Consider the following 25,243-nt stretch of genomic DNA (forward strand, 5'->3'; position numbering starts at 1 on the left):
AAGGGACTCTTTTTACATTACCATGGCAATTTACCCGCGGTTTCTGTAAATGTCATATTCAAATCAGGGCTATCGTCAGCGGCGAGTTTGACGATTTGGGCAGCACCTTCTGCAACCGTTTGTTCGCCGCTGCGATTACCACCAAAATCTGTGCGAGTCCACCCAGGATTGACTGAGTTGACACTAATGTGATCTGGCTGTAACTCTTTGGCAAAATCAATGGTGGCGAAGTTCACCGCTGCTTTTGAGGCTTGATATCCAAGTGAATTCACCTGAAAGAAGCGACTGTCAGGATCGCTAGCCAAACCGAGTGAACCCATGTTGCTGCTAACGTTGATAATTTTAGCGGGAGCACCCTTTTTTAACAACGGGATCATCGCCTGTGTGACACTGACTAAGCCGAAAAAGTTGACCTCAAAGTCTTGACGCATTGTCATCACAGGCAATTGTGAAGGTGGTTGATGGGCATCTAGGGCAATACCAGCATTATTGATCAGAACATTGAGATAGCCATGTGAGGCTTCAATTTGTTTCGCGGCCGTCGCAATGGTGCCGGCTTGGGTCACATCTAAGATGACCAATTCTGCCGATACGCCAGCTGTGTGCAACTTGTTAATAGCCTGTTCACCGCGTGCCTGATTGCGCGCACCGACAAGCAAATGCTGACCGCGTTTACCAAGCGCCATTGCGGTTTCAAAGCCTATCCCTTTATCGGCACCGGTGATCAAAGTTAACGTCTGTCGTTTAACCATGATCCTCACTTCTTTCAATTATTGACCCTATTTTTCTGGCTGATGAGGGGCGTATTGACGATCAGGGAACCAGATTGGAATTTCACGTCGGGCACTTGTCTCACTATCGGAACTGTGAATGACGTTGCGAATAGTTTTGTCGGCCCATTCACGGCCAAAATCTCCACGAATCGTGCCGGGCGCTGCTTCGGCGGGATTCGTGGCGCCTGTCATTTTACGCACCGCTTCGATCACATTGAAGCCGCTCACGATCATTGCCACCATCGGACCGCCCGTCATGAAGCGTTCGATTCTTGGAAAGAAAGGCTCACCAACAAGTGCTGCGTAATGCTGATGTAACTGATCTGCCGTTGCATGTGTGACTTTCAGTGCATCAATTGTGAAGCCGCGGTGTTCAATCCGCGTGATCACATCCCCAATATGTCCGTTTGCAACACCATCCGGTTTGACCAAGACTAAAGTTTGTTCTTCTGCCATGTGTGTGTGCCTCGTTTCCTTAACTATTTTCAGAAAATTCCTGCAATCTCAGTATACACGAGTCACCGTCGAACAAAAAAGGTCGTTGGGCATTTTCATCGTTTTCATCGCCAATTGATTTTTGACAAAACACGGCGACCAAGAAATTCTTGAATTAACAAGTAAAACGGAACAGTTGAGATCATGAGTGGCAAATAAATTAACGCGAGCTGCCACTGCCAGAGATTGACAAGTGAAAAAATTGAGCTGAAGACGAAGAAGACAAGAAACAGGGCAATGCTGAGACCACCCAGTAGGCCAACCTTGAGTCGGTTGAAAGGTCGGGCAACGACGAGCAGAACATTCAATGAAATAGTGCCAATCAACATGGCTACCATTGATGAAGTAGACTCAAAACTCAAGTGGAAGAAAGACTCCATCCATGTCAGCAGTAATGTGTAGATGACGACACTAATGGCAGCAGGTGCGGCAATGGTCATGACCTTCTGCATAAATTGACCAGTCACGCGTTCGAAGTTTGGTTCCAAAGTCAGGAAGAAGGAAGGAATGGCAACCCCGATAGCAGAAACCGGTGTGAGGTTAATCGGTACAATCGGATAATCAAGTGGCAAGAAGACAAAAATAGTGGCTAGGATGACTGAATACATCGTTTTGACCAAATACATGGATGCCACGCGTTCAATGTTGTTGATGACTCGGCGGCCTTCGTTTAGAACGCCGGTCATGGCATCGAAGTTTGAATCTAACAAAACGAAATCCGCAATAGAGCTGGCAGCATCGGCACCAGATGCCATTGCGATACTGCAGTCGCTTTGACGCAATGCCAAGACGTCATTCACACCGTCACCAGTCATGGCAACGGTGTGCCCCAAAGCTTGATAGGCCATGATTAAAGATTTCTTCTGTTCAGGTGTGACCCGGCCAAAAACGTTATAGCGTTTCACAAGTGTTTGATAATCTTTGGCGGTTGCGTTGTCTGCAATGGTGCTCATGTCCACACTTTGATCAGCTCCTTCAAGGCGAGCTTGCTTGGCAATGTTGGCGACCGTGATCGGATCATCACCTGAGATGACTTTTAAAGCCACCCCTTGCGTTTTGAAGAAGTCGAACGTATTAATGGCAGTTGGCCGCAATTCATCCGTGATCAAAATCAGACCGAGCAGTTGGGGATTAACCAACGGATGCACTAATTTGGTTGCTGTGCCAATGGCTAAAACCCGGTAGCCCTTAGCAGCTGCATCCTTAATTTGATTTGCAATCGGTGTTGGTAATTGATCGCCGAATGTGAACTGCGGGGCGCCCATAAACAATACTTGACCATCAACAACGGCACCCGACCACTTACGCGCAGAGGAGAAGGGCATTGTCTGCGTGACTTGCTGATTGGTATCGTTTTGGAAGGCGGCTTTGATGGCCATTGCTGTTTCGTTGTCGTCATTTAGAGCATAAACAATAGCGGCGGCGGCTTTGGTGACTGTCGCTTCAGTTTGCCCAATCATCGGCAATGTTTCGGCGACTTTAAGTTTGCCACTCGTGATAGTACCGGTTTTGTCAAGACAGATAGTATCAACTCGTGCGAGTGCTTCAATGGCCGGCAAGGCGCGAACGAGAACTCGTTTAACGGCAAGATTGCGGGCGGATACGGCTAGTGCCACATTTGTTAGCAAAACCAGACCTTCAGGAATCATGCCGATCATGGCGGCACTGGTTGTTAAAATAGCCCGATTATAGTTGCCTCGGCGGATCATCGAGACGGTGAAAAGAATTGCGCCAATCGGGATAAGCACATAAGTTAACACGCGAATGATGCGATTGATCGTTGCCAACAGTTGACTTTTGCTACCTTTTTCGGCTTTGGCTGCCAAAGCAAGCTTTGCCGCAAAAGTTGCGGCGCCAACTGCGGTGACCTGCATGGTTGCCTGACCGGAAACGATAAATGCGCCAGAAAGCAGCTTGTCGCCCACTTTTTTAGTGATGGGTCGAGACTCACCAGTTAAAGGACTCTCGTCACTTTCGAGACCATTCGTTGCGACAACCACACCATCGACAGGAATCTGATCACCGCGTTTCAGGTGCACCATGTCATCCATAACCAATTGTTCAAGCTCGATTTTTTGTGTTTTGCCATCACGAATGACGATGGCTCGAGCAGCTGCCAAAATTGACATTTTATCAATCTGGTGCTTCGCCTGAATTTCTTGAATGGTCCCGATCGCTGTGTTGATGATCGCGACACCGAGAAAGAGTAAGTTCTTATAACTGCCCGTTGTCACAATCAAAGCACCTAAAACCACGTTCACCAAGTTAAATAAGGTGAACGTATTTACTTTGATAATTTGGCTAATTGATCGCGTTAATGGTTTTAACGGCAAGTTATGTTGACCCGCGGCAAACCGCTCTTCAACTTGCTTTGTTGATAATCCCTGATCCGGCAAAATGTTCTGCTCAGCCATCGCATGCCCTCCAATACTTTTCATTCATTTTACCAATCAATCCCGGTAGATGACGAATAAGCGACCTGTTTTTATTAAACTTTGAAGAGTCTTATAAGATTGCGAAGTGGCTTAATGTTGTTCATCAACCACGAAACTCGCATAATGGAAGACAAACGACAAGAAAGAAGCGGTTGTATGCCAAAACTTAATCCAGACGGGACGCAATTCATCACGTTATCGAGTGGGTACCATTTGTGGACACAGACGCAAGGGAAAGGTGATATCCATCTCATGACCTTGCATGGTGGCCCAGGCGGCACCAATGAAGTCTTTGAAAATTTTGCTGAGCGGCTAGCGCCTTATGGTGTGCGCGTGACCCGTTATGATCAGTTGGGGTCATTTTACTCCGACCAGCCGGATTTCTCCGATCCGGCAAATCGTCAGCAGTTTCTGAACATTGATTACTATCTGAGCGAAGTGGAGCAGGTTCGACAGCAGCTTGGGATTGACCACTTTTATCTGCTTGGTCAATCGTGGGGCGGTGTGCTGGCAATTGAATATGCATTGAAATATCCAGAGCATCTTAACGGAGTCATTCTGAGTTCGATGATTGACAATCTTGACGAATATATTGTGAACATCAATCGGATTCGGGAAACTATGTTTTCAAAAGAAGATGTCGCTTACATGCAGCAAATTGAACAGCAGCACGCGTTCGATGATGCAAAATATCAGGCGCTTGTAAGTGAGCTAGGCGAACACTACTTGCATCATGCAAAAGATCCCCAGCCGCGTCACTTAATCAGTACGCTGGCCACGCCAGTTTACAATTATTTTCAAGGCGACAATGAATTTGTGATGGTGGGTGCGCTTAAAGATTGGGATCGGCGTGCAGATATCCACCGTATCGCCGTACCCACCTACCTGACGTTCGGCGGTCATGAAACGATGCCGCTGGCAGCCGCGGAACGCATGGCGAAGACAATCCCAGACGCTACCTTACATGTCACGCCGAATGCTGGTCATGGACAAATGCTGGATAACCCCACTGACTATTTCAGTCATTTAGGTGATTGGCTGGTCAAAACCGACACGAAGACGGCTTTTCATTCTAAATAACGTTATAATAAGAATGGTAAGGTAAGTTTTTCAAAATATGGAGGTGCTTGCATGTCTGAATATGATGAATTAAAAACAAGCTTGTTCGAACCTGTACGAGCGTTTGATCGGGCATTGGAACAACAGCCGGATTTAATCATTCCATTGGCAGTTGTTCACTTGATTCCAATTGCTCTGACACTTGGTGGCGGGATTGCTATCATTCGGGGTCACCAGAAACTGCGTGCCGAAAAAGAGCGCACGAAGCAGTTGAGCTTGAAGCTGGAGATGCATAAACATCATCATGGTCGGCGTAATTGGCGGCTGGCGCCAGAACATCGCGGCGAGCAGGATGTTTTTGCTCCAGAATATTTGGAGAAACCGGCTGGTAAAAATCGTCACGCCCATCGTCGGCATTAGGTTGATTTGATACATGAATAGACCAAAAGCCTGAGCAATTATCTATTGCTCAGGCTTTTTTGCTTAAGTATGCGCAGCTTTACGTGTTGATTTTTCACCTGTGAACATGTTTATCGCCGTGTCCAGAGCCGTATGTAAAAAAATTTTTTGCCCATTTTTTTACATATTACTAACCACAAAAACTGCCGCGCACTTTTATGCGCCGTCATTGAAACGGGCGACAAGATGCGGGACAATGGGTGCACGATAATTTAGGAGATGATGTTGATGCCAGTTATGTTGATGCGTACTGCTACCCGAGAAGATATTCCCGCGATGATGAAGATTATTGCTTCTGCTCGGCAATTTTTAGGCGAACAAGGTATTTCACAATGGCAAGGAACCTATCCCGATCAGGCTGCGGTTGAACAAGATGTAGCGACAGGCATCGGGCGAGTTTTGGTCGTTGATGGGCAGGTTGCCGGCATAGCCGCTTTGGTGGAAGGGCCTGATCCGCATTATCTCAAAATTGATGGTGCTGGTTGGTTGGCCGATGTGCCCTATTTGGCAGTTCATCGATTTGCGCTTGATGGCAGCATTCGTGGTCATCAATTAAGTAAAGTTTTCTTTAGTAATATTATGAGTGAAGCCTATCGACGCGGTGTCTATGACCTGCGCGTGGATACGCATGCCCAAAATGTGATCATGCAGCATGCCATCACCGGAATGGGCTTCGAATATCGCGGCATTGTTTACATGGATGAACCGGTTCCTGAACGCAATGCTTATGAGGTTCGTTTGGCACACTAACAGAAAGACACGAAATGGAGGAGATCGACATGCAGGACATTGGCAACTTGGCACTGATCTTAGTCACAACGCTTGTTTTAGCGCATTTAAGCCGATTGTTGAATATGCCCGCTGTCATTGGGGAATTATTGGCTGGTATTTTGATTGGACCGGCGTTATTGGGCTGGTTGGCACCAAGTCACACGATTTCATTATTTGCGGAGATTGGTGTCATTATTTTGATGTTTCTTGCTGGCTTGGAAAGTGACCTTGATTTATTAAAAAAATACTTCAAACCAGGCATGTTGGTCGCCATGATCGGCGTCATTGTACCGGTGGCTGTTGTGTTCGTTTTTGGACGCAGTTGGGGCTTCAACATGACAAGCAGTCTATTCTTAGGCATTACCTTTGCCGCTACTTCTGTTTCGATCTCTGTTGAGGTTTTAAAAGAGCTACATGCCCTAGAAGGCCGAAATGGTGCGACCATTCTCGGTGCGGCGGTGGTTGATGATATTCTCACTGTCCTCATTTTAAGTTTCACGGTAGCAGTCCTTGGTGAGCAAAAGACCGCGAGTTTGCCTTTCTGGGTGCAAATCATTGAACAGTTGCTCTACTTTGTCGGCATTTATTTGGTTGTCAGGTGGGCTGCGCCATACTTAATGGGTTTGGCAGAAAAAATGTTTCCGTCGTCGGCTGTGACCATTATGTCTCTGCTCATTTGCCTCGGTATGGCCTATCTGGCTGATCTTGTAGGAATGTCCGCCGTTATCGGCGCTTTCTTCGCTGGCGTGGCAGTAGGCCAGACACGTCATCGCCATGAAGTGGATGGTAGTTTGAGTGCGATTGGGTATGCCGTGTTTATTCCGGTGTTCTTTGTCAGTGTCGGCTTGAATATGCGGTTTGATACCTTTGGCCGCGATCTAGGGTTTATTGCGATTTTGACCTTATTAGCCTTAGTCACAAAATGGGTCGGCTGTGGGGTTGGTGATCGTTTGGCCGGTGCGAGTTGGCTACAGAGTAATGTCGTGGGTGCCGGCATGGTTTCTCGTGGCGAGATGGCATTGATTGTCGCCCAAATTGGGTTCGAGGCCAAACTCATGGACGCTGAATATTACTCGGCGGTTATTGTTGTGATTGTCCTGACGACATTGATTGCCCCAATTATCTTGAAAGATGCGCTACGGCGTGAACAGGAACCTGTATAATAAAGATGCGCGTCTATTTAACGCGACATAAAGCCGAGCGTGCGTGCGAGTTCTTAAAAATGTGTTGACTGGGCAATCATTGCGGGACTGGCGGCCGCGTTTATGAGGGGGATTCAAATGGCTAATTTGTTTTTTGACTTTGATGGCACCGTTGCTGATTCGGAAGTCGGTATCGTTGCAGGATTAAAATATATGGTTCAGGATCGCGGATTGCGGCCGCTGGACAATTCGGCCTACACGCAATTTATCGGACCAGCGCTGATTGATATGCTTCCCAAGGTTTGGCCAGAACTTGATGACATTGAAGTTAAGCGGGCCATTGATGCTTTCCATCATTATTACGAAGAGGAAGGCCTTTATCAGGTTGAATTGTATCCTAATTTTCTGGACACGATGGCAAAGCTCAAGCAACAAGACAACCAACTTTACATTGCCTCTGCTAAGCCAGAAACAATGCTGCATCGCCTTGTAAAGCACTTTTCGTTGGACCAATATTTTGCTGGTGCGTACGGTGCAAGTGACGATGAGGAAACCCGGGTCACGAAAACCGATATTTTGACCTATGCGCTAAAAGACAGTCAAGTTGCGCTCGATCAAAGTGTCATGATTGGTGATCGGGCCAATGATATGATTGGTGGCAAGGCCAATCATGTTCAATTGCTGGGTGTGACGTACGGCTTTGGTTCTGCTAAAGAACTAAAAGAAGCCGGTGCCAAAGTCTTAGTTGATCAACCTGCAGATATTCCTGCAGGACTGGCGAAGCTAGCAAAGATCAACGCAAAATAGTGCCCTAATCAAGCTTGATTAAGGAACCAGACAAAAAAGACGTGCCTGTAAATGGCACGTCTTTTTTGTCTGGCACGAGATACCGAATTATTGATTGTCCTCAGAAGTTTGTTGGGGATGAATCAGTTTCTCACCAATTTCATTGAGCAAGTCAACAAACTGTTTGGCTTTGTCCTCGCCAAGTGCAGTAACCCACTGATCGAAGCGATCAGTAGCAGTTTTAGTGATCTCCGCCTCAACTTGTTTTCCAAGCGGCGTTAATCGTAGAGTGTTACGCCGACGGTCAGCTGCAAACTTGGTCTGGGTCACGTAATTGAGATTGCGCAGTACGCGCAGTTGGCGGGCCACGGCCGGTTTCGTGACGCCTCGTTTGGCGACAATGGCAGTCAGGCTAATATCGGGATCATGGGCAATATCAGATAGAATCCGAAATTGTTCAAAACTAAGATGGTATTTTGCCATCGGTGCCGAGATTAGCTCATTAATACTTTTGAATGTTGAAAAATAGGCATCCACATATGCCTGTAGCAAAGATTCATCAGTCATCTTTCTTCCTCCAAAGTTTATCTTAACAAATCATACCGCAACTGTAACTTGAAATTATTAAAAGTTGCGGTACACTTTTTAGTTATGTAAAGGGCTTTAACTACTTATGGAGGCTATTAGTGTGCGAAAACATAAAAAAGCTTGGCTGATTGGGCTGTTATCAATCTTCGGTGTTCTGCTTATGGGATTAGTTGGCGCCAGTCTGTATTTCTACCAATATGCATTTGTGCCATCAAAAAAATCTTTTTTGAGTGGTGGCGAAAGTCGAATTGTCAAGGACGGTAAGGCGTGGCTTAAAAGCGTTCATAAGGAAACGTGGACCGAAAAGGCGGCTGGTGCCGATTTGAACCTGGTTGCCGACTATGTGCCAGCGGCGAAACCAACGAACAAAACGGTGGTGGTCGCTCACGGGTACATGAACACCAAAGAATTCATGGCGCCGCAAATCAAAATGTTTCATGATGCAGGGTTTAATGTTTTGGCCCCAGATGATCGCGGCCATGGACAATCGCAAGGGAACTACATCGGGTACGGCTGGCCAGATCGGCTGGATTATTTGAAGTGGATCAATCAAATCATCAAGAAACAGGGCCAGCAAAGTCAAATCGCGTTGTATGGCGTCTCCATGGGCGGCGCAACAGTGATGTATCTGAGTGGCGAAAAATTGCCATCCCAAGTCAAAAGTATTGTCGAAGATTGTGGCTATACCAGTATTATTGATGAACTGACTTATCAAGCCAAAGCAATGTTCAATCTGCCTAAATGGCCGCTGATTCCGTCAGTGGCACTGACAGCCACGATCAAAGCCGGTTATAACGTATTTGATGCCAGTGCCATCACCGCGTTGCACAAAAATACCCGCCCCATTTTGTTTATTCACGGCAGCAAGGATAAGTTTGTACCAACCAGCATGGTGTATCAAAACTACCGAGCAGCCACAAAATCGAAGAAGGCCTTGTGGGTCGTTAAAGGGGCAGGGCACGCGAAGAGTTTTCCTGATCATCAGCAAGCCTACAGCAAGCGAGTTGTTGGCTGGTTTAACGCAAACTGGTGAAGCGCAACGTTACTGGGCGGCATTGGTGGCAGCAACCCGCTTTAAAATCGCGTAGATTTTCTCAGCATCACTTGGGGTTCCGCGTAATTCGTAATCGGCCAAGAAGGGCGCATCGAATTCTTTGGCATAGCGTTTAGCCGTGAGACAGTATTGTTCGTTAAAGTTACGATTGCCGGAACCAATGATGCCAATGCATTGATCAGCGTTTTCGCCTTCTGCCAGATAGTCACCCATGGCAGTGGTCATCAACTCCTTGACGCCGTTATCAATACCATTACCGCCGTCAAGATAAGTCGGCACCATGACAAAAAATGGTTTGGTTTCACCGTCACTTTGTGTGGCATCAGAAATTTCTTTCAGCACAATTGTTGGATTAGCAGCATCCTGATCATGTTGCGTTTGTGCATAGGCTGCCAAGCGATGGGCAAAAGCCCGAGTATTGCCAGAAATAGAAATAAATAAAACGTGGATAGGTTCAGTCATTGTGATGGCCTCTTTTCATGATTGTGAGCATGGCACAAGCCTTTGCAGTCGCTTGCTTTTTGCCGATATGCCAAACGAAGAACAGCTAAAAAGAGTCGCGGTACAGCAGCCAAGTGCTTGCACCACGGCTCTTTTTTGCGGCGTTAGAATTCTTGATAAACTGCCGGATCTTGATCCTTGAGCCGACCATCCGGTTTTGTCAGACTGTCAATGGCGGCCATTTCTTCGTTCGTTAGTGTAAAGTCAAACACATCAAGATTGGTGCGTTGACGGGCAAGGTGTGCGGACTTTGGAATCGGTAAGATCTGATGTTGCAGATCCCAGCGTAAGATAACCTGACCGACATTTTTACCGTGTGCCGCAGCAATCTTTTTGATGCTTGGTTCCTGTAAAACCGCGCCGCGACCCAATGGACTCCAAGCAACTGTTTGGATATTGTGCTCTGCGTCATACTCACGTTGCGCTTGTTGGTTGAAGTAAGGATGCAACTCAATTTGATTAACAGCTGGCGTCACGTCGGTTTCTTTAATTAGCCGATCAATATGCTCAGGCAAAAAGTTTGAAACGCCAATTGAGCGAACCAATCCAAACCGTTGTGCCTGAATCAAGGCCTGCCAAGCTTCCACGTAAAGATCCTCTTTAGGATTTGGCCAGTGAATTAAATAGAGATCGTAATAATCCAAACCAGCACGATAAAGACTTTCTTCGATGGTATCGATGGCTTCTTGATAACGATGATGACGACCTGGCAGTTTTGAAGCAATCGTTAACTGACTGCGCGGAATGCCGCTTTGGCGAACGGCCTCACCAACGGCACCTTCATTTTCGTAGTTAAAAGCGGCATCCAACATGCGATAGCCGACATTGACGGCTCCCACCATTGCTCGAACGCCAGTAGCACCATTAAGTTTGTAGGTGCCAAAACCGATTGCTGGTAGGACGTTGCCGTCGTTTAAGGTGTAATTCATTCTTGTGAACCTCCTTTAAGATGTGCTCATAGTCAAACAAGACACAGATGACTAGCTGATGGGATTGAATAAGTGCTCGGACCAATCAGTTAAGAAACCAAATTCATCAGTTCAACAGTTCCTATACGTCGCTGCGTCCGCTTTTTTAAGCTGCACAACACTATATATAGTGTAGTCCAAACCTAGTCATGCATACAAGCATCGACAAACCTTCGTGTATAATAAAGCCAAAAGATAGCGCGCAAACCAGTCTAGTTTCTGTGCTGGTAGGAGTTTTACGCGTTTACAAAGAGGGGATTATCACGAAAACACAACAATGGCGAGCCGTTTCACGAAGCTGGTTTGCACTATTCACGATGATTTTTTGGGTATTATTATTTGTCGAAGCTTTTAGTACAGGGATGATGCTCACAATTGGCTCACCAGTGCGGACCGAGGCGGTTATCGTCAAGAGTAAAGGCCTAGATCAATTGACGCAAACGTTGAATCAGCAGTTGTTAACAGCTGCAGCGAAAAGTGGGGCATCATTGGATAAAAGAACAGTGCTCGTCACTACAGATGATACCCAGAGACTGGCTAAGAATATGGTGGCGGCCAGTTCACTACATCAGCCACATGTTTCGTTGACGACCATTGAAGAGAGTGTCACAAGTCGCTTACAAACGGCAGCGACTGTGCAGCATCAAAATTTTGATCAAAAAAAAGTACTCGCCAGCTTGAAAACAACGCTTGAGCGCGAAATTAATTTACACGTGATGGCACAAGGCTGGGGATTAGTTTATCCATTGCTGGTTTTGATGACGCAAACAGCTGTGATTGTCGCGGCGATCCTGATGGCCTTTGTTTTGCTCATTATGATCAAAACCGCTCATTCATGGCGGCGTTTCTTAGCAGTAACTGGTCGTTCGACCTATGTCATGGGATATATTGGCGGATTCATGGCCATGTTTGTCACCGCGAATCCTTTCTTAGGTGCTGTCGTATCACGCATTGCGATTAATCAACAACTGACACGTGATCTGATTCTGGCTTACTCGCCATTATGGCAGCGCGTCGCAGGATGGACGATTATCATCGGTTTGCTTGTTGCGGGTGTGAGCCACTTTTTCCCGCGCGCTCAGGCTGAGGACGATGACTTATTAACGGCTGAAAGGAGTGCTTTATGAAAATAAAACGCTGGGTTGTTATCGTATTTGCGGCGGTTGTGGTTATCGCTGGAGCGGGTTGGTACTGGTATCAGGAACAACCCACCGATACACCGACGACAGAGAAAACGACGATTGGTCAAACCGCAACGCTATACTTGCATGGCTATTCAGGGGGTGCTGGCTCGACTAATACCTTGATTCGACATGCTGAGCAGTCTGGCGCAACTAAGGTGCTCACGGCCACTGTCGCTAAAAATGGTAAAGTTAGCTGGCAAGGAAATGCACGGCATGTCAGCAAGCCGATTGTTCAGGTGATTTTTCAGGATAATGTCAATCCGGATTACGCCAAGCTAGCGGGTTGGTTGACGACCATTAATCGCGAACTTTATCAACGTTACGGCGTTCGCCAGGTCAACTTTGTGGCCCATTCGATGGGCAATATGGCAGTGATGTTCTATGCAACTCAAAACTCAGATCACCCTAAATTGCCAAAAATGCGGGCTTACGTGGCGATTGCTGGCCATTTTGACGGTATTATCGGCATGGGCGATGAGCCTCATCGTATTAAACTTGCTCCAAACGGTTATCCGACGCCGCCGGATGAGAATTATGCCACGTTAGCCAGAATGCGCGATCGTTTTCCAAAAAATGTAAAGGTTTTGAATATTTATGGCGATGTGGATGATGGTTCAGACTCAGACGGTCGTGTCGCAAACAATTCATCGCGCTCATTGCAGTACTTAGTTGAAGGGCGCACCGCCAGTTATCAAGAAAAAGAATTTGTTGGCAAAAAAGCGCAGCATAGTGCGCTTCATGAAAATCCGCAGGTGGCTAAGGCGGTTGATAATTTTATTTGGTGAGGGCATGCGCTAGTTTTTGTTAGGGTCGTACGGCGTGACAACGACTTTGCCACTAAGATAGTTGGCCATGTAAACGTCGCCAGTTTCATAGCCTTGCTCCTGTAGCTGTGCTTTCAGCCAGTCTTCATCATGATCAATGGCATCAAGTGCGGCGGGATCAATCTGGCCATCTAGAATCAACGGGTATTTGATGGTTTCATCGCCTTTGAGGATGACATTAAGCTGACCATTTTGTTCTAGATAGGCTTGCCGAACATCGCGAAGATCGTTTACGCCAGCAGTTCGTAATTTGTAAGCCAAATCATTTGCCGAAAGACCGACTTGAGTCGCCGTCTCTACACGAATTTTGCCATGCTGCACGACCAATAAAGGCTCGCCGTCAATCAGACGCTTGATCCAACGGTTATGGTTAGTTAAGTATTTCGAACTGAAAACAATGAGTGTCCAAATCAGCAGTACGTTTACAAATTGGAGCAAGCCGATATCAGTATTGTAAATCACCCCGCCGATAATACCGCCAAGGACGTAATTCTGCATTTGATCAACAATCGTTGCTGGGGCAAGGTTACCTTTGCCGGTGAGCTTGATTTGGGCAACGAACACAATAAAGCCTAGCAAGAGTTTCATTGCCGTGATGAAATATGGATCTCTAAAAAGTTGCATGACAGCCTCCTACTTAGTCACAAAGTTTGCTTGAGGCACAATCAAGGTGGTTTTATCGAGCTGGTAGCTATTGTTGTCCGCATTGATCGTCACCGTAAACATGGTTTTCGTTGACTTACCGATGGTGACGAGCATGCCAGTGTGAACTGTGTTGCTGTTAGCATAGACTTGTTGCACACCCACCTGTTTTTGCTTGGCAACACTGCGCAACAGTGTCGCGACTGCCTGTGAATCAGCGGTTGCGGTGCGGCTCGCTTGCAGATCACGAATTTGAATGCCGATGGTTAATAGTTCAATCAACGCAACTAAAATCAATAGATCGCGATATTTGTTTGTGTGTTTGTGGCGCAAAAAATAGATGAGATAGGCGACAATCACAACAGCTCCTGCCATGATGATGATGTAACGGAAGGTACTTTGCCAAGTAGTTTGGCGAGTTAAGACGCTGTAAGCATAAAAAGTTGTTCCCATGAGACACCTCCAAAAAAGTAACTACCAAAAGCATACCAGAAACAGAACATGACAGAAGTTATTCTTGACAGTTTGATTGGCGGTGTTATGATAATGCCAACTTAGACAGACAGATTGCTTTGCGGAGAAGAGTACCTGAAGCGCAGATCACAAGCGAGCCTGAACAGTGAAAGCAGGCGATCAGTTAATCAGGGAAGATGAGCTCCAAACAGCTTTTCAGCGGTTCACGCCACTGAAACGGGCGCACCCGTTACCATGCCGGGTATCAAAATTGGTACCGTTGAGGCATTGGCATCAAAACCAGTGCGAATAAGGGTGGTAACGCGCAAAGTCGCCCCTTGATCAGAAATGGTCAAGGGGCGGCTTTTTTTTGTGAGCGCGAGCCAGCCCAAACCCACTTTCCAAGCCATCGTAAGCACCGCCCCCTCCCAACATTCTTTCCGCAAAAGCCATCACTGCGTCTGTCGACGAAAAATAAGGAGGACCACCATCATGACAGAAAAAGTTCAAATAAAAGCTCCTTTCCGGGCCGATTTAGTCGGCAGCTTGCTTCGGCCTGAACGCTTAAAAGCGGCGCATCAACAACTTGCGATCGGTGAAATTAAACAAGATCAGGAACTCAACATTCAACACGCAGCCATTGAGCGTATTGTCAAACGACAAGTTGAACTTGGTTTCAAAGCTGTGACGGATGGTGAGTTCTCCCGCCGTTATTGGCATCTAGACTTTTTATGGGGCTTGAACGGTTTTGAAAAAGATGATAGTTGGCAGTATGAACACGACTTCAAAGGCGGCATTAACGCAGCAGCTAATGTGCATCTTGCTGGGAAAGTCAGCTTCAATCCTGATCACCCATTTTTTGCCGCCTTTAAGTATTTGCAGAGCATTGTGCCAGAAGGGGTTCTCCCCAAACAGACCATCCCGAGTCCTGCATTGCTCTTTCGTGACCATCGCAGCGATAACTGGGCAAAATATTATGACAGATTTGATGATTATTTGGCTGACGTTGTCCAAGCCTATGTGGATACGATTCAACATTTCTATGATTTAGGTGCCCGCTATCTTCAAATTGACGATACTAACTGGGCCTACTTGATTCAGAATCTAAAAGATACTGAAAATGATCCCAAGGCGCATCAGCGGTTTATTGACCTCGCTAAATTGGCACACCGCGTGATCAAGGCGGTTTTGGTGAAACTGCCAGAAGACTTGACCGTGACGTCGCATATCTGTCGCGGCAATTTCCAGTCGACATTCCTGTTTTCCGGCGGGTATCAATATGTGGCAGATTACATCGGTGATTTGCCGTATGACGGCTTATTCCTAGAGTATGATAATCAGCGTTCGGGGTCTTTTGAACCGTTAACAAAGTTGTGGCACGGCGATACTAATAAGCGCATTGTCCTAGGCCTGATTACTTCGAAGTTTCCTGAATTGGAAGATGAGGATGCCGTTATCAAGAGAATTAACGCTGCGACTGAGTACGTACCGCTGACGAATCTGGCGTTGTCCACTCAATGCGGTTTTGCTTCAACCGAAGAAGGTAACAAGGTTACTGAAGATGACCAGTGGGCGAAACTGGCTCTGGTTCAAAAAATTGCCAAGCGAGTTTGGGCGGATGCTTAGATTGTTTTTTCACTTATGTTTCGGCTTCTGAGCGCTCCTGCTCGCGCTCAGATTTTTTTAACAGATACCACTGTTGTGTTATATGATAAATGTGTCATCAAAACTAAAAGGGAGATTTCTATATTATGGCAAAAGTTGAAAGTTTCACCTTGGATCACACAGCTGTTAAAGCACCTTATGTTCGGTTGATTACGACAGAGCATGGTGCAAAGGGTGATGTAATTTCAAACTATGATTTGCGGTTGGTACAACCAAACACAGCAGCCATTGATACGGCTGGCTTGCACACGATTGAACACTTGCTGGCATCGTTATTGCGCGATCGGATGGACGGCGTTATTGATTGTTCACCATTCGGCTGCCGCACCGGTTTCCACTTGATTACTTGGGGTGAGCACAGCACAACCGAAGTGGCCAAGGCTTTGAAGTCAAGCTTAGAGGCCATTGCCAATGACATTACTTGGGATGACGTCCCTGGTGTTGACATCAAGAGTTGTGGCAATTACAAGGATCACAGCCTGTTTTCAGCAAAGGAGTGGGCGAAGTTAATTTTGAGCCGCGGCATTTCAAATGACCCGTACACGCGTCAGGTTGTCTGAGGCTTGGTTTCAATCCCACCAGCTCAAAATTGCCGCATAAAAATGGCACTGCTACAACTCGCTAAATGAGTTTGACAGTGCCATTTTCATGTTCGAAGGATTATTGAAATAAGTGGATTAGCCATTGCCCGCCATAAATCAAACTCATACTGTAGGCGAGGATCGTGATAGGTTTGCCTAAAATAATGATCCAAAAAAACTTTTTAAAGGTCATTTTAGTTAACCCGGCAAGCAGACACAAAACGTCGTCAGGAGCAACCGGTAAAATGATAGCAAGCGTGAAAAAGCGATCAAAGCGTTGCTGATTTTTGGTATAGCCGATGTATTTGTTATAGGTTTTTTCAGAGATCAGATAAGTAAGCAGCGGCTTACCAAATCGCCGAGCAAGATGGAAATTGATAAACGAGCCAATTGCAATACCGATGTAGTTGTAAAAAAAGCCTGTCCATGGGCCAAACAAAATCACGCCAGCCGCCGTACTGACACCGCCAGGAATGATCGGGATGACAACCTGAATGACTTGAATGAGCATAAAAAATAAAGCGCCGGCTATTCCGAGGCGAGCAATGTAAGCCTGCAGAGCATTGATGTTTGAAAGAATACCTAAGTCATACCAGTAAATGGCTACTGCTGCTAATAAGATAACAACAACGATGGTGGCAAAATTAATCAGACGACGCACATTTTTTGGATTCATCTATTTTTGGCCTCAGAACAGTTCATCATCAGGAAAACATCTATGCTACAATGAATCAAGCATACCAAACATACGTACTGAATGGAGAGCTTATGTACGAGTATTTTGAAGGCATTATTCAGGCGGTGACCCCGGCTTACATCGTCATCGATGTGCATGGCATCGGGTTCCGTCTGCTGGTAGCCAATCCTTATCATTTTGAAGCTGGCGAGCAAAAACGTGTTTATGTGCAGCTGATCATTCGCGACAACGACCAGACACTTTATGGATTCGAAGGTGCTGCGGATAAGCGTACCTTTAACCAGCTATTGACGGTCACAGGCATTGGCCCGAAGTCAGCGTTGGCCATTTTGGCGAACGTGTCTAGCGGCGGCTTGGCGACTGCGATTGCTCAAGATGATGTGAAGTTTTTGACTAAGTTTCCTGGGATCGGTAAGAAAACAGCTGCCCAGATTATCCTTGATCTCAAAGGTAAAATCACAACAGATGGACAACCAGCGGCAGCAGCGATTGCACCAGTTGCCAGTGACGTTGATTCGGAACTTGCAGATGCGTTAGCGGCACTCGTGGCATTGGGCTACCCGCAACGCACCGTTGATGGTCTCACTGACACACTGAAGGCATTCAGTGCCAAGACAACTGATGCCTATTTACGCGAAGGCTTGCGGCTATTAAGCGGCAAGGCTTAGGCTTGATTATACTGAAGCTGACCGTTGACGACAACGGAAGCGGCTTTTGAATCACGATAAAATTTTTCCCGTGCTTTTAATAGCATGTTAACTAGAGAGGAAGTGGGCTTTTGGCAGACGCAGACAAGGATCGCTTGGTTTCTGGCGACGTTGACGATTCGAATGAAGCACAGATCGAAAAAAGTTTACGTCCCCGGATGCTCGCGCAGTATATTGGTCAGGATCGCGTCAAACATCAGTTGGAAGTCTATATCACGGCTGCCAAACAGCGCGAAGAGTCATTGGATCATGTTCTGCTCTATGGACCGCCTGGTTTGGGAAAAACGACGTTGGCTTTGGTGATTGCCAATGAACTGGGCGTCAATATTCGCACGACATCAGGGCCTGCTATCGAAAAACCGGGTGATTTAGTGGCACTGCTGAATGAATTGCATCCCGGTGATGTCTTGTTCATTGATGAAATTCACCGTCTACCAAAAATTGTCGAAGAAATGCTTTATTCAGCGATGGAAGATTTTTATATTGATATTGTGGTTGGTCAAGGGCCAACCGCCCACCCTGTGCATTTCCCGCTTCCTCCCTTCACCTTAATTGGGGCGACAACGCGCGCTGGCATGCTTTCCGCTCCGTTACGTGATCGATTTGGCATCAGTGAACATATGGCGTATTATTCTGCTGATGACCTCAGTGAGATCGTCAAACGATCAGCAACAATTTTCGATATGGCGATTGATGCTGAAGGTGCTCATGAAATTGCCCGACGGTCGCGGGGAACACCGCGGGTTGCTAATCGGCTGCTCAAACGTATCCGTGATTTTGCCGAAGTTGCGGGGCAGAGTCCAGTTGATATACAAATGGTTGACCATGCGCTTGACCAGCTGCAAGTCGATCAGCAAGGCTTAGACCAAATTGATCGCAAACTGTTGATGTTCATGATTCGTGATTACGAAGGCGGCCCCGTTGGACTCTCAACGATTGCCGCTAACATCGGCGAGGAAATGGCAACGATTGAGGAAATGTATGAGCCTTATCTGTTACAGATCGGGTATTTGAAACGAACGCCGCGTGGCCGCATGGTGACGCCAGCCGGATTTGCACATATGGGGATGTCGGCTGAGCAACATTAGGCAACATGCTAACCGCGCTGGCTCGCGCTCAACTATAACGCGCTCCCCAGCGCAGCAACCTGCATGTAAGGACCTTGGTCGCAATGGTCAAAAAGCGACCATCACGTCCAAGGCCGCTTACATTCCGGTTGCTAACCGCGCTGGCTCGCGCTCACTGATTAAAATGAATGGAAGCGAATATGGTGCAAGAGAACAAACGTTATCACAAAGTAGAAGACAAACATTATCAGCTATCGGATTTCGATTATGACCTGCCGCATGAATTGATTGCGCAGACACCTTTGAAGGAACGTGATGCCAGTCGGCTGTTGGTATTAAATTCTGAAACTGGTGAGATGCAAGATAAGCATTTTTACGACATTCTTGATTATTTCAAGCCAGGTGATGCGTTGGTCATGAATGATACGCGGGTGATGCCAGCGCGATTGTATGGGGTTAAGCCAGAGACTGGTGCCCATATGGAAGTGTTATTGCTTAACAACACGTCTGGTGATGATTGGGAAACCTTGATGAAGCCTGCGCGCAAGGCTCCGGTTGGCACGGTGATTGATTTTGGCGATGGCTTACTAAAGGCCAGAGTTACCAAGGAACTCGAACATGGCGGTCGAATGATTCACTTTGACTATGACGGCATCTTTATGGAAATCCTCGATAAGTTAGGCGAGACGCCATTGCCGCCTTACATCAAGGAAAAGCTTGAAGATCCAGAAATGTATCAAACTGTTTATTCTAAAGAGCTAGGCTCTGCAGCGGCACCAACAGCCGGTCTTCACTGGACCAAAGACTTGCTGAAAAAAGTGCAAGAAAAGGGCGTCAAGTTGGTTTACTTGACGTTGCATGTTGGCTTGGGTACTTTCCGGCCAGTAGTTGAGGAAAACATCGAAGCACATACAATGCACAGTGAATTTTATCGGTTGACTCCAGAAGCAGCAGCAACTTTGAATGATGTTCGCGACAATGGCGGTCGAATTATTGCTACCGGTACGACATCCATTCGCACCCTCGAGGCCATCGGTACCAAATTTGATGGTGCCATCAAGGCAGATTCGGGTTGGACTGACATTTTTATCAAGCCAGGGTATCAGTGGAAGGTTGTTGATGCGTTTATCACCAACTTCCATTTGCCAAAGTCAACGTTAGTTATGCTCGTGGCAGCGTTCACCGGGCGCGATACAATTTTAAATGCGTATAAGCATGCGATCGACGAAAAATATCGCTTCTTCAGCTTTGGCGATGCGATGTTCATTTACTAATCACGAAGCTAGTTTCTGCTCACTTTAGCGTGTTTACCGACGCAGCAACTTATTCGCGCTCACTAAAAAATCGGCTTGCATTTAAGCAAGCCGATTTTTTAACGGACGGGATCACATCAACACATACCAACAGACATGTCTCGATTTTTCTTTTAACGCATCGCTGCGTGGAACAACGTATTCATAGGCGATCACAATGGCCGGGTCAAAACCCGGGAAGTGCGAAAACTACGGTAACGGTGATCCCGTCCTTAACTTCATTCTAACAGGGAAGATGGTATGAGAAAAGCGGAAAGCTCGGACTTTCTTGAAGGTTAAGTCAATCATGATATGCATGCACTTACTTTTAAATAACAAGTAACTCTGTTAAACTGACGTCACGAGAAAATCAAGCGGCGGTGCTGCGAGGGCATTGCCATGAATGAGGAGAATGTATGGAACCAGCAGTTAAGTATCGTCTGATTCATCAGGACAAGCATAGCGGTGCGCGGTTGGGTGAATTGATCACGCCGCACGGCACATTTCCAACCCCAATGTTTATGCCTGTTGGCACACAGGCGAGCGTGAAAACAATGGCGCCTGAAGAATTGGATACGATGGGGGCCACTGTTATCTTGGCGAACACGTATCATCTGTGGTTACGGCCGGGGCCAGAACTGATTGAAGAAGCGGGCGGTTTGCACAAGTTTATGAACTGGCACAAAGGTATCCTGACTGACTCAGGTGGCTTTCAAGTCTTTTCGCTAGCCGACACTAGACATATTACTGAAGAAGGTGTCACTTTCAAAAATCATTTGAATGGTGCCAAGATGTTCCTGTCCCCAGAAAAGGCGATCGCAATTGAAAACGCGTTGGGACCTGACATCATGATGAGTTTGGATGAATGTCCGCCGTTTTTTGAAAGCTATGATTATGTTAAAAAGAGTGTTGCTCGAACCAGTCGTTGGGCTGAACGTGGCTTGCAGGCTCACAAGAATCCTGATTGGCAGGCGCTTTTTGGTATTGTGCAAGGTGCCGGATTCAAAGACTTGCGCGAGCAAAGTGCTAAGGATCTTGTTAGCATGGATTTTCCTGGTTATTCGATTGGTGGCTTGTCTGTTGGTGAATCAAAAGATGAGATGAACCATGTCCTTGATTTCACTACCCCGCTGCTGCCGGAAAACAAACCGCGCTATTTGATGGGTGTCGGCTCTGCGGATGCGCTGATTGATGGCGCCTTGCGTGGCATTGATATGTTTGACTGCGTCTTACCAACTCGGATTGCCCGAAATGGTACTTGCATGACCAGCCGTGGCCGGCTCGTCATTAAAAATGCGAAATATGCGCATGACTTTGGACCGTTGGATCCTAATTGCGATTGCTACACGTGTCGTAACTATAGCCGCGCCTATATTCGCCATCTGATCCATGTTGGTGAAGCTTTCGGTATTCGGTTGACGACCTACCATAATCTCTACTTCTTACTGCACTTGATGCAGCAAGTGCGTGAAGCGATTGCCAATGATGATTTGCTGGCTTTCCGTGAAGATTTCTTTGAAGCTTACGGATACAACAAGGAAAAAGCAAAGAATTTTTAGATTATTTGGAGTAGACCGCCTAATTCTGTTACACTGTTTGTTGACAAAATAAAAATAAGAGGTGCCTAAATTGAATGGTAATATGACAATGATCATTATGCTGCTGATTTTCGTGGGCTTCATGTATTTTGGCATGGTTCGTCCGCAAAAGAAACAACAGCAAAAGCGTCAAGAAATGTTGAATCAGCTTAAAAAAGGCGACCCCATCATCACGATCGGTGGGTTGCACGGTGTCATTGATTCAATCGACCAGCAAGCTGGGACGGTTGTCATTGATTCTGACGGCATCTATTTGACCTTTAACTTGAGTGCTGTTCGCGGCACAGCAACTCGTCCTGCAGCGCCTGCACCAGCCGCTACCGTGACAAAGGCTGAAGAAGCACATAATACTGATGAACAACGCGAAGCTAAACCAGTTGAAGAGGCTGCACCAAAGGCTGACGATCAAACCGATGCCAAAAGTGATAGCAAGGCAGAAGACGACAAATAGATTCGTCATCTGATAGAGAATTCAATATAGGTGACGTAAGGGAAGGTGTTTAGCCTTCTCTTTTTTTGCGTTTTAAGAGCGGATTGGCGCCTATCACGGGGAGATGTCAAAACACCGCGTTCTTTTTTGATAAATGACTTTAAAAGACCTCTAAGTCAGAAAAAAACTGCAAATTTGCCTTAATAGTTCAAAAAAATACAAAGTGAAATAAGCAATTAAAGTCAATGAACACAACAATATCAGTGAGCAAGTCGATTTTTCGTGAAAAAATTCACCAAAATTGTTTACAAAATCACAAAGACCGGTTATGATGTTCTTGTGAAATGGTTAACAAAAAATTCCGCAAAACACTTGGAGGTAAGCTCATGTTAAAGAATACTGCGAAGACTGCTACCGAAGTTGATGTTAAGAGTATGGTTGACGAATTGGTTGCGAATGCGCATGCCGCTTTGAAGATCATGAAAACTTTCGATCAAGAAAAGATCGATCACATCGTTCATCGGATGGCAATCGCTGGTTTGGATCATCATATGGAATTGGCAAAACTCGCTGTTGACGAGACGGGCCGAGGCGTGTGGGAAGATAAAGCGATCAAGAACATGTTCGCCACTGAAGAAATTTGGCATTCAATCAAGAACAACAAGACCGTTGGTGTGATCAATGAAGACAAGCAACGCGGCTTGGTATCGATTGCTGAACCAATTGGTGTTATCGCTGGTGTGACCCCAGTGACGAACCCAACTTCAACGACCATGTTCAAATCCGAAATTGCCATTAAAACCCGTAATCCAATCATTTTCGCCTTCCATCCGGGTGCCCAAAAGTCTTCAGCGCGTGCGTTGGAGGTCATCCGTGATGAAGCCGAAAAAGCAGGCTTACCAAAGGGTGCTTTGCAATATATCCCTGTACCAAGTATGGATGCGACTAAAGCTTTGATGGATCACCCTGGTATCGCCACGATTTTGGCAACGGGCGGTCCTGGCATGGTTAAGTCCGCCTATTCATCAGGCAAGCCAGCACTGGGTGTTGGGGCCGGGAATGCGCCAGCTTACATTGAAGCCAGCGCTAACATCAAACAAGCTGTCAATGACTTAGTACTTTCAAAGAGTTTTGATAATGGCATGATCTGTGCTTCCGAACAAGGCGTGATTATTGATTCCAGCATTTACGATGATGTGAAGAAGGAATTTGAAGCCCAAGGTGCTTACTTCGTTAAACAGAAGGACATGAAGAAGTTCGAAAGTACCGTCATTAATCTTGAAAAGCAAAGTGTCAATCCGCGAATCGTTGGTCAAAGTCCTAAGCAGATTGCTGAATGGGCGGGGATCACGATTCCTGATAACACCACGATTCTGATTGCTGAATTGAAAGGTGTTGGCGAAAAGTATCCACTGTCTCGTGAAAAACTAAGTCCAGTACTGGCCATGGTCAAAGCAGATGGTCATGAAGATGCCTTCAAGAAATGTGAAACCATGCTTGATATCGGCGGTTTGGGTCATACGGCAGTCATTCACACGGCTGATGATGAGTTAGCTTTGAAGTATGCCGATGCTATGCAAGCTTGCCGGATTTTGATCAACACACCATCTTCTGTCGGCGGGATTGGCGATCTTTACAACGAAATGATTCCAAGTTTGACACTGGGCTGCGGCTCATACGGTGGTAACTCAATTTCGCATAACGTGGGGACGGTCGACTTGCTTAACATCAAGACAATGGCAAAACGCCGCAATAACATGCAGTGGATGAAATTGCCACCAAAGATCTATTTTGAAAAGAATTCTGTTCGTTACCTCGAACACATGGAAGGCATCAAACGGGCCTTCATCGTTGCTGATCGAAGCATGGAAAAGTTAGGCTTCGTCAAGATCGTTGAAGATGTTCTGGCTCGGCGTGAAAATCCTGTTCAAGTTCAGACTTTTGTCGATGTTGAACCTGATCCATCAACTGACACGGTCTTCAAGGGGACCGATATCATGCGCTCATTTGGACCGGATACCGTCATTGCTATCGGCGGCGGGTCTGTTATGGATGCTGCCAAAGGGATGTGCTTGTTCAACGATGCCGGGGATGCTGATTTCTTCGGCGCTAAGCAGAAATTCTTGGATATCCGGAAGCGGACTTACACCTTCCCGAATCTGAATAAGACAAAGCTTGTCTGCATTCCAACAACTTCTGGGACTGGTTCAGAAGTAACACCTTTTGCGGTTATCACCGATTCCAAGGCTGGCATCAAGTATCCGTTAGCTGACTATGCATTGACGCCAGACATCGCGATTGTGGACAGTCAGTTCATCGAATCCGTACCGCCAGTGGTTGTCGCTGATTCCGGTTTGGATGTGCTCTGCCACGCAACCGAAAGTTATGTTTCAACCATGGCCACTCATTACACTAAGGGCCTGAGTTTGGAAGCAATCAAGTTGGTCTTCGAAAATCTGGAAAAGAGTTATCATGGCGACGTCGAAGCAAAGTCAAAGATGCATGACGCTTCAACCATTGCTGGGATGGCCTTTGCCAACGCACTGTTGGGCATTAACCACAGCATTGCGCATAAGATTGGGCAAGCGTTCCATCTGCCTCACGGTCGTTGCATCGCGATCACGATGCCACATGTTATTCGCTTCAATGCGAGTCAACCGAAGAAGCGCGCTATCTGGGCGAAGTATAGCTACTTCCGCGCTAACGAAGACTACGCAGAAATCGCTCGCTACCTCGGCCTTCCTGGCAAGACAACTGATGAATTGGTTGAAAGCTATGTTCAGGCCTTCATCAAGCTGGCTCACAGTGTTGGCGTCAAGCTCAGTTTGAAGGAACAAGGCGTTAAAAAGGCTGATCTCGACAAGCAAGTTGATCGTCTTGCCGAACTGGCTTATGAAGATAACTGCACCGTTACCAACCCGCAGGAACCGTTAATCGGCGACTTGAAGCATATCATCCTTGATGAATATGAAGGCACCGAATCCACTTTCTAAGATGTTTGCTGCTAATCATTTCACAATGATCGGCGCAGAGAATTCAATGGCGACATTATTTGAGCCGATCACGAAAAAC

General features: G+C 46.5%; 26 protein-coding genes. 16 read left to right on the forward strand and 10 right to left on the reverse strand.

The window, feature by feature from the left end; genetic code table 11:
• Positions 1 to 17 precede the first annotated feature (17 nt).
• The 3 genes from LBPC_RS03475 to LBPC_RS03485 all read right to left on the reverse strand — a co-directional run bounded on the left by LBPC_RS03475 (position 18) and on the right by LBPC_RS03485 (position 3,682).
• Positions 18 to 752 (reverse strand): SDR family NAD(P)-dependent oxidoreductase, encoded by a 735-nt coding sequence (locus tag LBPC_RS03475; protein ID WP_003595697.1) that lies wholly within the window; start codon positions 750 to 752, stop codon positions 18 to 20.
• Positions 753 to 779: 27 nt separating this feature from the next.
• Complete coding sequence (ndk, locus tag LBPC_RS03480) at positions 780 to 1,229, reverse strand: nucleoside-diphosphate kinase (protein ID WP_003563911.1); 450 nt, start codon at positions 1,227 to 1,229, stop codon at positions 780 to 782.
• 104 nt (positions 1,230 to 1,333) lie between these two features.
• Positions 1,334 to 3,682 carry a cation-translocating P-type ATPase gene (locus LBPC_RS03485; protein WP_016365333.1) on the reverse strand — a complete coding sequence of 783 codons (2,349 nt, stop codon included), beginning with the start codon at positions 3,680 to 3,682 and terminating at the stop codon, positions 1,334 to 1,336.
• Positions 3,683 to 3,859: 177 nt separating this feature from the next.
• Here LBPC_RS03485 and LBPC_RS03490 point away from each other — a divergent pair, with 177 nt between their 5' ends.
• The 5 genes from LBPC_RS03490 to LBPC_RS03510 all read left to right on the forward strand — a co-directional run bounded on the left by LBPC_RS03490 (position 3,860) and on the right by LBPC_RS03510 (position 7,941).
• Entirely contained in the window at positions 3,860 to 4,783 is a 924-nt protein-coding gene (locus LBPC_RS03490; RefSeq protein ID WP_003574094.1) for a proline iminopeptidase-family hydrolase, read from the forward strand.
• A gap of 51 nt (positions 4,784 to 4,834) precedes the next feature.
• On the forward strand, positions 4,835 to 5,182 hold the full coding sequence (locus tag LBPC_RS03495) for a hypothetical protein (RefSeq protein ID WP_003563917.1): 348 nt from the start codon (positions 4,835 to 4,837) through the stop codon (positions 5,180 to 5,182).
• Between the two features lie 267 nt (positions 5,183 to 5,449).
• Positions 5,450 to 5,971 (forward strand): GNAT family N-acetyltransferase, encoded by a 522-nt coding sequence (locus LBPC_RS03500; protein ID WP_003583765.1) that lies wholly within the window; start codon positions 5,450 to 5,452, stop codon positions 5,969 to 5,971.
• Between the two features lie 29 nt (positions 5,972 to 6,000).
• A complete protein-coding gene (locus LBPC_RS03505; RefSeq protein ID WP_003563921.1) occupies positions 6,001 to 7,155 on the forward strand; it encodes a cation:proton antiporter in 1,155 nt (384 codons plus the stop codon).
• 117 nt (positions 7,156 to 7,272) lie between these two features.
• A complete protein-coding gene (locus tag LBPC_RS03510; RefSeq protein ID WP_003563923.1) occupies positions 7,273 to 7,941 on the forward strand; it encodes an HAD family hydrolase in 669 nt (222 codons plus the stop codon).
• An 87-nt stretch (positions 7,942 to 8,028) separates the two neighbouring features.
• On the opposite strand, the gene LBPC_RS03515 is transcribed toward LBPC_RS03510, so the two are convergent.
• A complete protein-coding gene (locus tag LBPC_RS03515) occupies positions 8,029 to 8,487 on the reverse strand; it encodes a MarR family winged helix-turn-helix transcriptional regulator (RefSeq protein ID WP_003593632.1) in 459 nt (152 codons plus the stop codon).
• Between the two features lie 121 nt (positions 8,488 to 8,608).
• Here LBPC_RS03515 and LBPC_RS03520 point away from each other — a divergent pair, with 121 nt between their 5' ends.
• Positions 8,609 to 9,541: an alpha/beta hydrolase gene (locus LBPC_RS03520; RefSeq protein WP_003593634.1), complete on the forward strand. Its 933-nt coding sequence runs from the start codon at positions 8,609 to 8,611 to the stop codon at positions 9,539 to 9,541.
• A 9-nt stretch (positions 9,542 to 9,550) separates the two neighbouring features.
• On the opposite strand, the gene nrdI is transcribed toward LBPC_RS03520, so the two are convergent.
• Entirely contained in the window at positions 9,551 to 10,024 is a 474-nt protein-coding gene (gene nrdI / locus LBPC_RS03525) for a class Ib ribonucleoside-diphosphate reductase assembly flavoprotein NrdI (protein WP_003583770.1), read from the reverse strand.
• A 143-nt stretch (positions 10,025 to 10,167) separates the two neighbouring features.
• Positions 10,168 to 10,992: an aldo/keto reductase gene (locus LBPC_RS03530; RefSeq protein WP_003662927.1), complete on the reverse strand. Its 825-nt coding sequence runs from the start codon at positions 10,990 to 10,992 to the stop codon at positions 10,168 to 10,170.
• Between the two features lie 260 nt (positions 10,993 to 11,252).
• On the opposite strand from LBPC_RS03530, the gene LBPC_RS03535 reads away from it, so the two are divergent.
• Both LBPC_RS03535 and LBPC_RS03540 read left to right on the forward strand, forming a co-directional pair.
• Positions 11,253 to 12,158, forward strand: a complete 906-nt coding sequence (locus LBPC_RS03535) for a hypothetical protein (RefSeq protein WP_016387054.1) — start codon at positions 11,253 to 11,255, stop codon at positions 12,156 to 12,158.
• Positions 12,155 to 13,000, forward strand: a complete 846-nt coding sequence (locus LBPC_RS03540) for an alpha/beta hydrolase (RefSeq protein ID WP_003662932.1) — start codon at positions 12,155 to 12,157, stop codon at positions 12,998 to 13,000. The genes LBPC_RS03535 and LBPC_RS03540 overlap by 4 nt, the downstream gene beginning before the upstream one ends.
• 9 nt (positions 13,001 to 13,009) lie before the next feature.
• Here LBPC_RS03540 and LBPC_RS03545 read toward each other — a convergent pair whose 3' ends face one another.
• From LBPC_RS03545 to LBPC_RS03555, 3 genes are all read right to left on the reverse strand, one after another.
• The gene (locus tag LBPC_RS03545) at positions 13,010 to 13,663 is read right to left on the reverse strand and encodes a DUF421 domain-containing protein (protein WP_003563937.1); all 654 of its coding nucleotides are present in this window, start codon (positions 13,661 to 13,663) and stop codon (positions 13,010 to 13,012) included.
• 9 nt (positions 13,664 to 13,672) lie between these two features.
• On the reverse strand, positions 13,673 to 14,134 hold the full coding sequence (locus LBPC_RS03550) for a DUF3290 family protein (protein ID WP_003563939.1): 462 nt from the start codon (positions 14,132 to 14,134) through the stop codon (positions 13,673 to 13,675).
• A 224-nt stretch (positions 14,135 to 14,358) separates the two neighbouring features.
• A complete protein-coding gene (locus LBPC_RS03555; RefSeq protein WP_003662934.1) occupies positions 14,359 to 14,544 on the reverse strand; it encodes a hypothetical protein in 186 nt (61 codons plus the stop codon).
• A gap of 82 nt (positions 14,545 to 14,626) precedes the next feature.
• Here LBPC_RS03555 and LBPC_RS03560 point away from each other — a divergent pair, with 82 nt between their 5' ends.
• Entirely contained in the window at positions 14,627 to 15,760 is a 1,134-nt protein-coding gene (locus tag LBPC_RS03560) for a vitamin B12 independent methionine synthase (RefSeq protein ID WP_003569302.1), read from the forward strand.
• Between the two features lie 125 nt (positions 15,761 to 15,885).
• On the forward strand, positions 15,886 to 16,359 hold the full coding sequence (locus tag LBPC_RS03565) for an S-ribosylhomocysteine lyase (protein ID WP_003563944.1): 474 nt from the start codon (positions 15,886 to 15,888) through the stop codon (positions 16,357 to 16,359).
• Between the two features lie 100 nt (positions 16,360 to 16,459).
• On the opposite strand, the gene LBPC_RS03570 is transcribed toward LBPC_RS03565, so the two are convergent.
• Entirely contained in the window at positions 16,460 to 17,056 is a 597-nt protein-coding gene (locus LBPC_RS03570) for a TVP38/TMEM64 family protein (RefSeq protein WP_003563965.1), read from the reverse strand.
• 92 nt (positions 17,057 to 17,148) lie between these two features.
• On the opposite strand from LBPC_RS03570, the gene ruvA reads away from it, so the two are divergent.
• From ruvA to adhE, 6 genes are all read left to right on the forward strand, one after another.
• Complete coding sequence (gene ruvA, locus LBPC_RS03575) at positions 17,149 to 17,745, forward strand: Holliday junction branch migration protein RuvA (RefSeq protein WP_003563967.1); 597 nt, start codon at positions 17,149 to 17,151, stop codon at positions 17,743 to 17,745.
• Between the two features lie 110 nt (positions 17,746 to 17,855).
• On the forward strand, positions 17,856 to 18,872 hold the full coding sequence (gene ruvB, locus LBPC_RS03580; RefSeq protein WP_003583784.1) for a Holliday junction branch migration DNA helicase RuvB: 1,017 nt from the start codon (positions 17,856 to 17,858) through the stop codon (positions 18,870 to 18,872).
• A gap of 179 nt (positions 18,873 to 19,051) precedes the next feature.
• A complete protein-coding gene (gene queA / locus LBPC_RS03585) occupies positions 19,052 to 20,125 on the forward strand; it encodes a tRNA preQ1(34) S-adenosylmethionine ribosyltransferase-isomerase QueA (protein ID WP_041091430.1) in 1,074 nt (357 codons plus the stop codon).
• A gap of 434 nt (positions 20,126 to 20,559) precedes the next feature.
• Positions 20,560 to 21,702, forward strand: a complete 1,143-nt coding sequence (tgt, locus tag LBPC_RS03590) for a tRNA guanosine(34) transglycosylase Tgt (protein WP_003569308.1) — start codon at positions 20,560 to 20,562, stop codon at positions 21,700 to 21,702.
• Positions 21,703 to 21,772: 70 nt separating this feature from the next.
• Positions 21,773 to 22,192: a preprotein translocase subunit YajC gene (gene yajC / locus LBPC_RS03595; protein ID WP_003593663.1), complete on the forward strand. Its 420-nt coding sequence runs from the start codon at positions 21,773 to 21,775 to the stop codon at positions 22,190 to 22,192.
• Positions 22,193 to 22,557: 365 nt separating this feature from the next.
• On the forward strand, positions 22,558 to 25,164 hold the full coding sequence (adhE, locus tag LBPC_RS03600; protein ID WP_003569311.1) for a bifunctional acetaldehyde-CoA/alcohol dehydrogenase: 2,607 nt from the start codon (positions 22,558 to 22,560) through the stop codon (positions 25,162 to 25,164).
• Positions 25,165 to 25,243 lie beyond the last annotated feature (79 nt).

This window comes from Lacticaseibacillus paracasei subsp. paracasei (assembly GCF_000829035.1).
In the GTDB taxonomy this organism is placed as follows: domain Bacteria; phylum Bacillota; class Bacilli; order Lactobacillales; family Lactobacillaceae; genus Lacticaseibacillus; species Lacticaseibacillus paracasei.

Coding starts and splice junctions, on each gene's coding strand:
- LBPC_RS03475 (WP_003595697.1), bottom strand. CDS start 752: ATGGTTAAACGACAGACGTTAACTTTGATCACCGGTGCCGATAAAGGG.
- ndk (WP_003563911.1), bottom strand. CDS start 1,229: ATGGCAGAAGAACAAACTTTAGTCTTGGTCAAACCGGATGGTGTTGCA.
- LBPC_RS03485 (WP_016365333.1), bottom strand. CDS start 3,682: ATGGCTGAGCAGAACATTTTGCCGGATCAGGGATTATCAACAAAGCAA.
- LBPC_RS03490 (WP_003574094.1), top strand. CDS start 3,860: ATGCCAAAACTTAATCCAGACGGGACGCAATTCATCACGTTATCGAGT.
- LBPC_RS03495 (WP_003563917.1), top strand. CDS start 4,835: ATGTCTGAATATGATGAATTAAAAACAAGCTTGTTCGAACCTGTACGA.
- LBPC_RS03500 (WP_003583765.1), top strand. CDS start 5,450: ATGCCAGTTATGTTGATGCGTACTGCTACCCGAGAAGATATTCCCGCG.
- LBPC_RS03505 (WP_003563921.1), top strand. CDS start 6,001: ATGCAGGACATTGGCAACTTGGCACTGATCTTAGTCACAACGCTTGTT.
- LBPC_RS03510 (WP_003563923.1), top strand. CDS start 7,273: ATGGCTAATTTGTTTTTTGACTTTGATGGCACCGTTGCTGATTCGGAA.
- LBPC_RS03515 (WP_003593632.1), bottom strand. CDS start 8,487: ATGACTGATGAATCTTTGCTACAGGCATATGTGGATGCCTATTTTTCA.
- nrdI (WP_003583770.1), bottom strand. CDS start 10,024: ATGACTGAACCTATCCACGTTTTATTTATTTCTATTTCTGGCAATACT.
- LBPC_RS03530 (WP_003662927.1), bottom strand. CDS start 10,992: ATGAATTACACCTTAAACGACGGCAACGTCCTACCAGCAATCGGTTTT.
- LBPC_RS03540 (WP_003662932.1), top strand. CDS start 12,155: ATGAAAATAAAACGCTGGGTTGTTATCGTATTTGCGGCGGTTGTGGTT.
- LBPC_RS03545 (WP_003563937.1), bottom strand. CDS start 13,663: ATGCAACTTTTTAGAGATCCATATTTCATCACGGCAATGAAACTCTTG.
- LBPC_RS03550 (WP_003563939.1), bottom strand. CDS start 14,134: ATGGGAACAACTTTTTATGCTTACAGCGTCTTAACTCGCCAAACTACT.
- LBPC_RS03555 (WP_003662934.1), bottom strand. CDS start 14,544: ATGGCTTGGAAAGTGGGTTTGGGCTGGCTCGCGCTCACAAAAAAAAGC.
- LBPC_RS03560 (WP_003569302.1), top strand. CDS start 14,627: ATGACAGAAAAAGTTCAAATAAAAGCTCCTTTCCGGGCCGATTTAGTC.
- LBPC_RS03565 (WP_003563944.1), top strand. CDS start 15,886: ATGGCAAAAGTTGAAAGTTTCACCTTGGATCACACAGCTGTTAAAGCA.
- LBPC_RS03570 (WP_003563965.1), bottom strand. CDS start 17,056: ATGAATCCAAAAAATGTGCGTCGTCTGATTAATTTTGCCACCATCGTT.
- ruvA (WP_003563967.1), top strand. CDS start 17,149: ATGTACGAGTATTTTGAAGGCATTATTCAGGCGGTGACCCCGGCTTAC.
- queA (WP_041091430.1), top strand. CDS start 19,052: ATGGTGCAAGAGAACAAACGTTATCACAAAGTAGAAGACAAACATTAT.
- tgt (WP_003569308.1), top strand. CDS start 20,560: ATGGAACCAGCAGTTAAGTATCGTCTGATTCATCAGGACAAGCATAGC.
- adhE (WP_003569311.1), top strand. CDS start 22,558: ATGTTAAAGAATACTGCGAAGACTGCTACCGAAGTTGATGTTAAGAGT.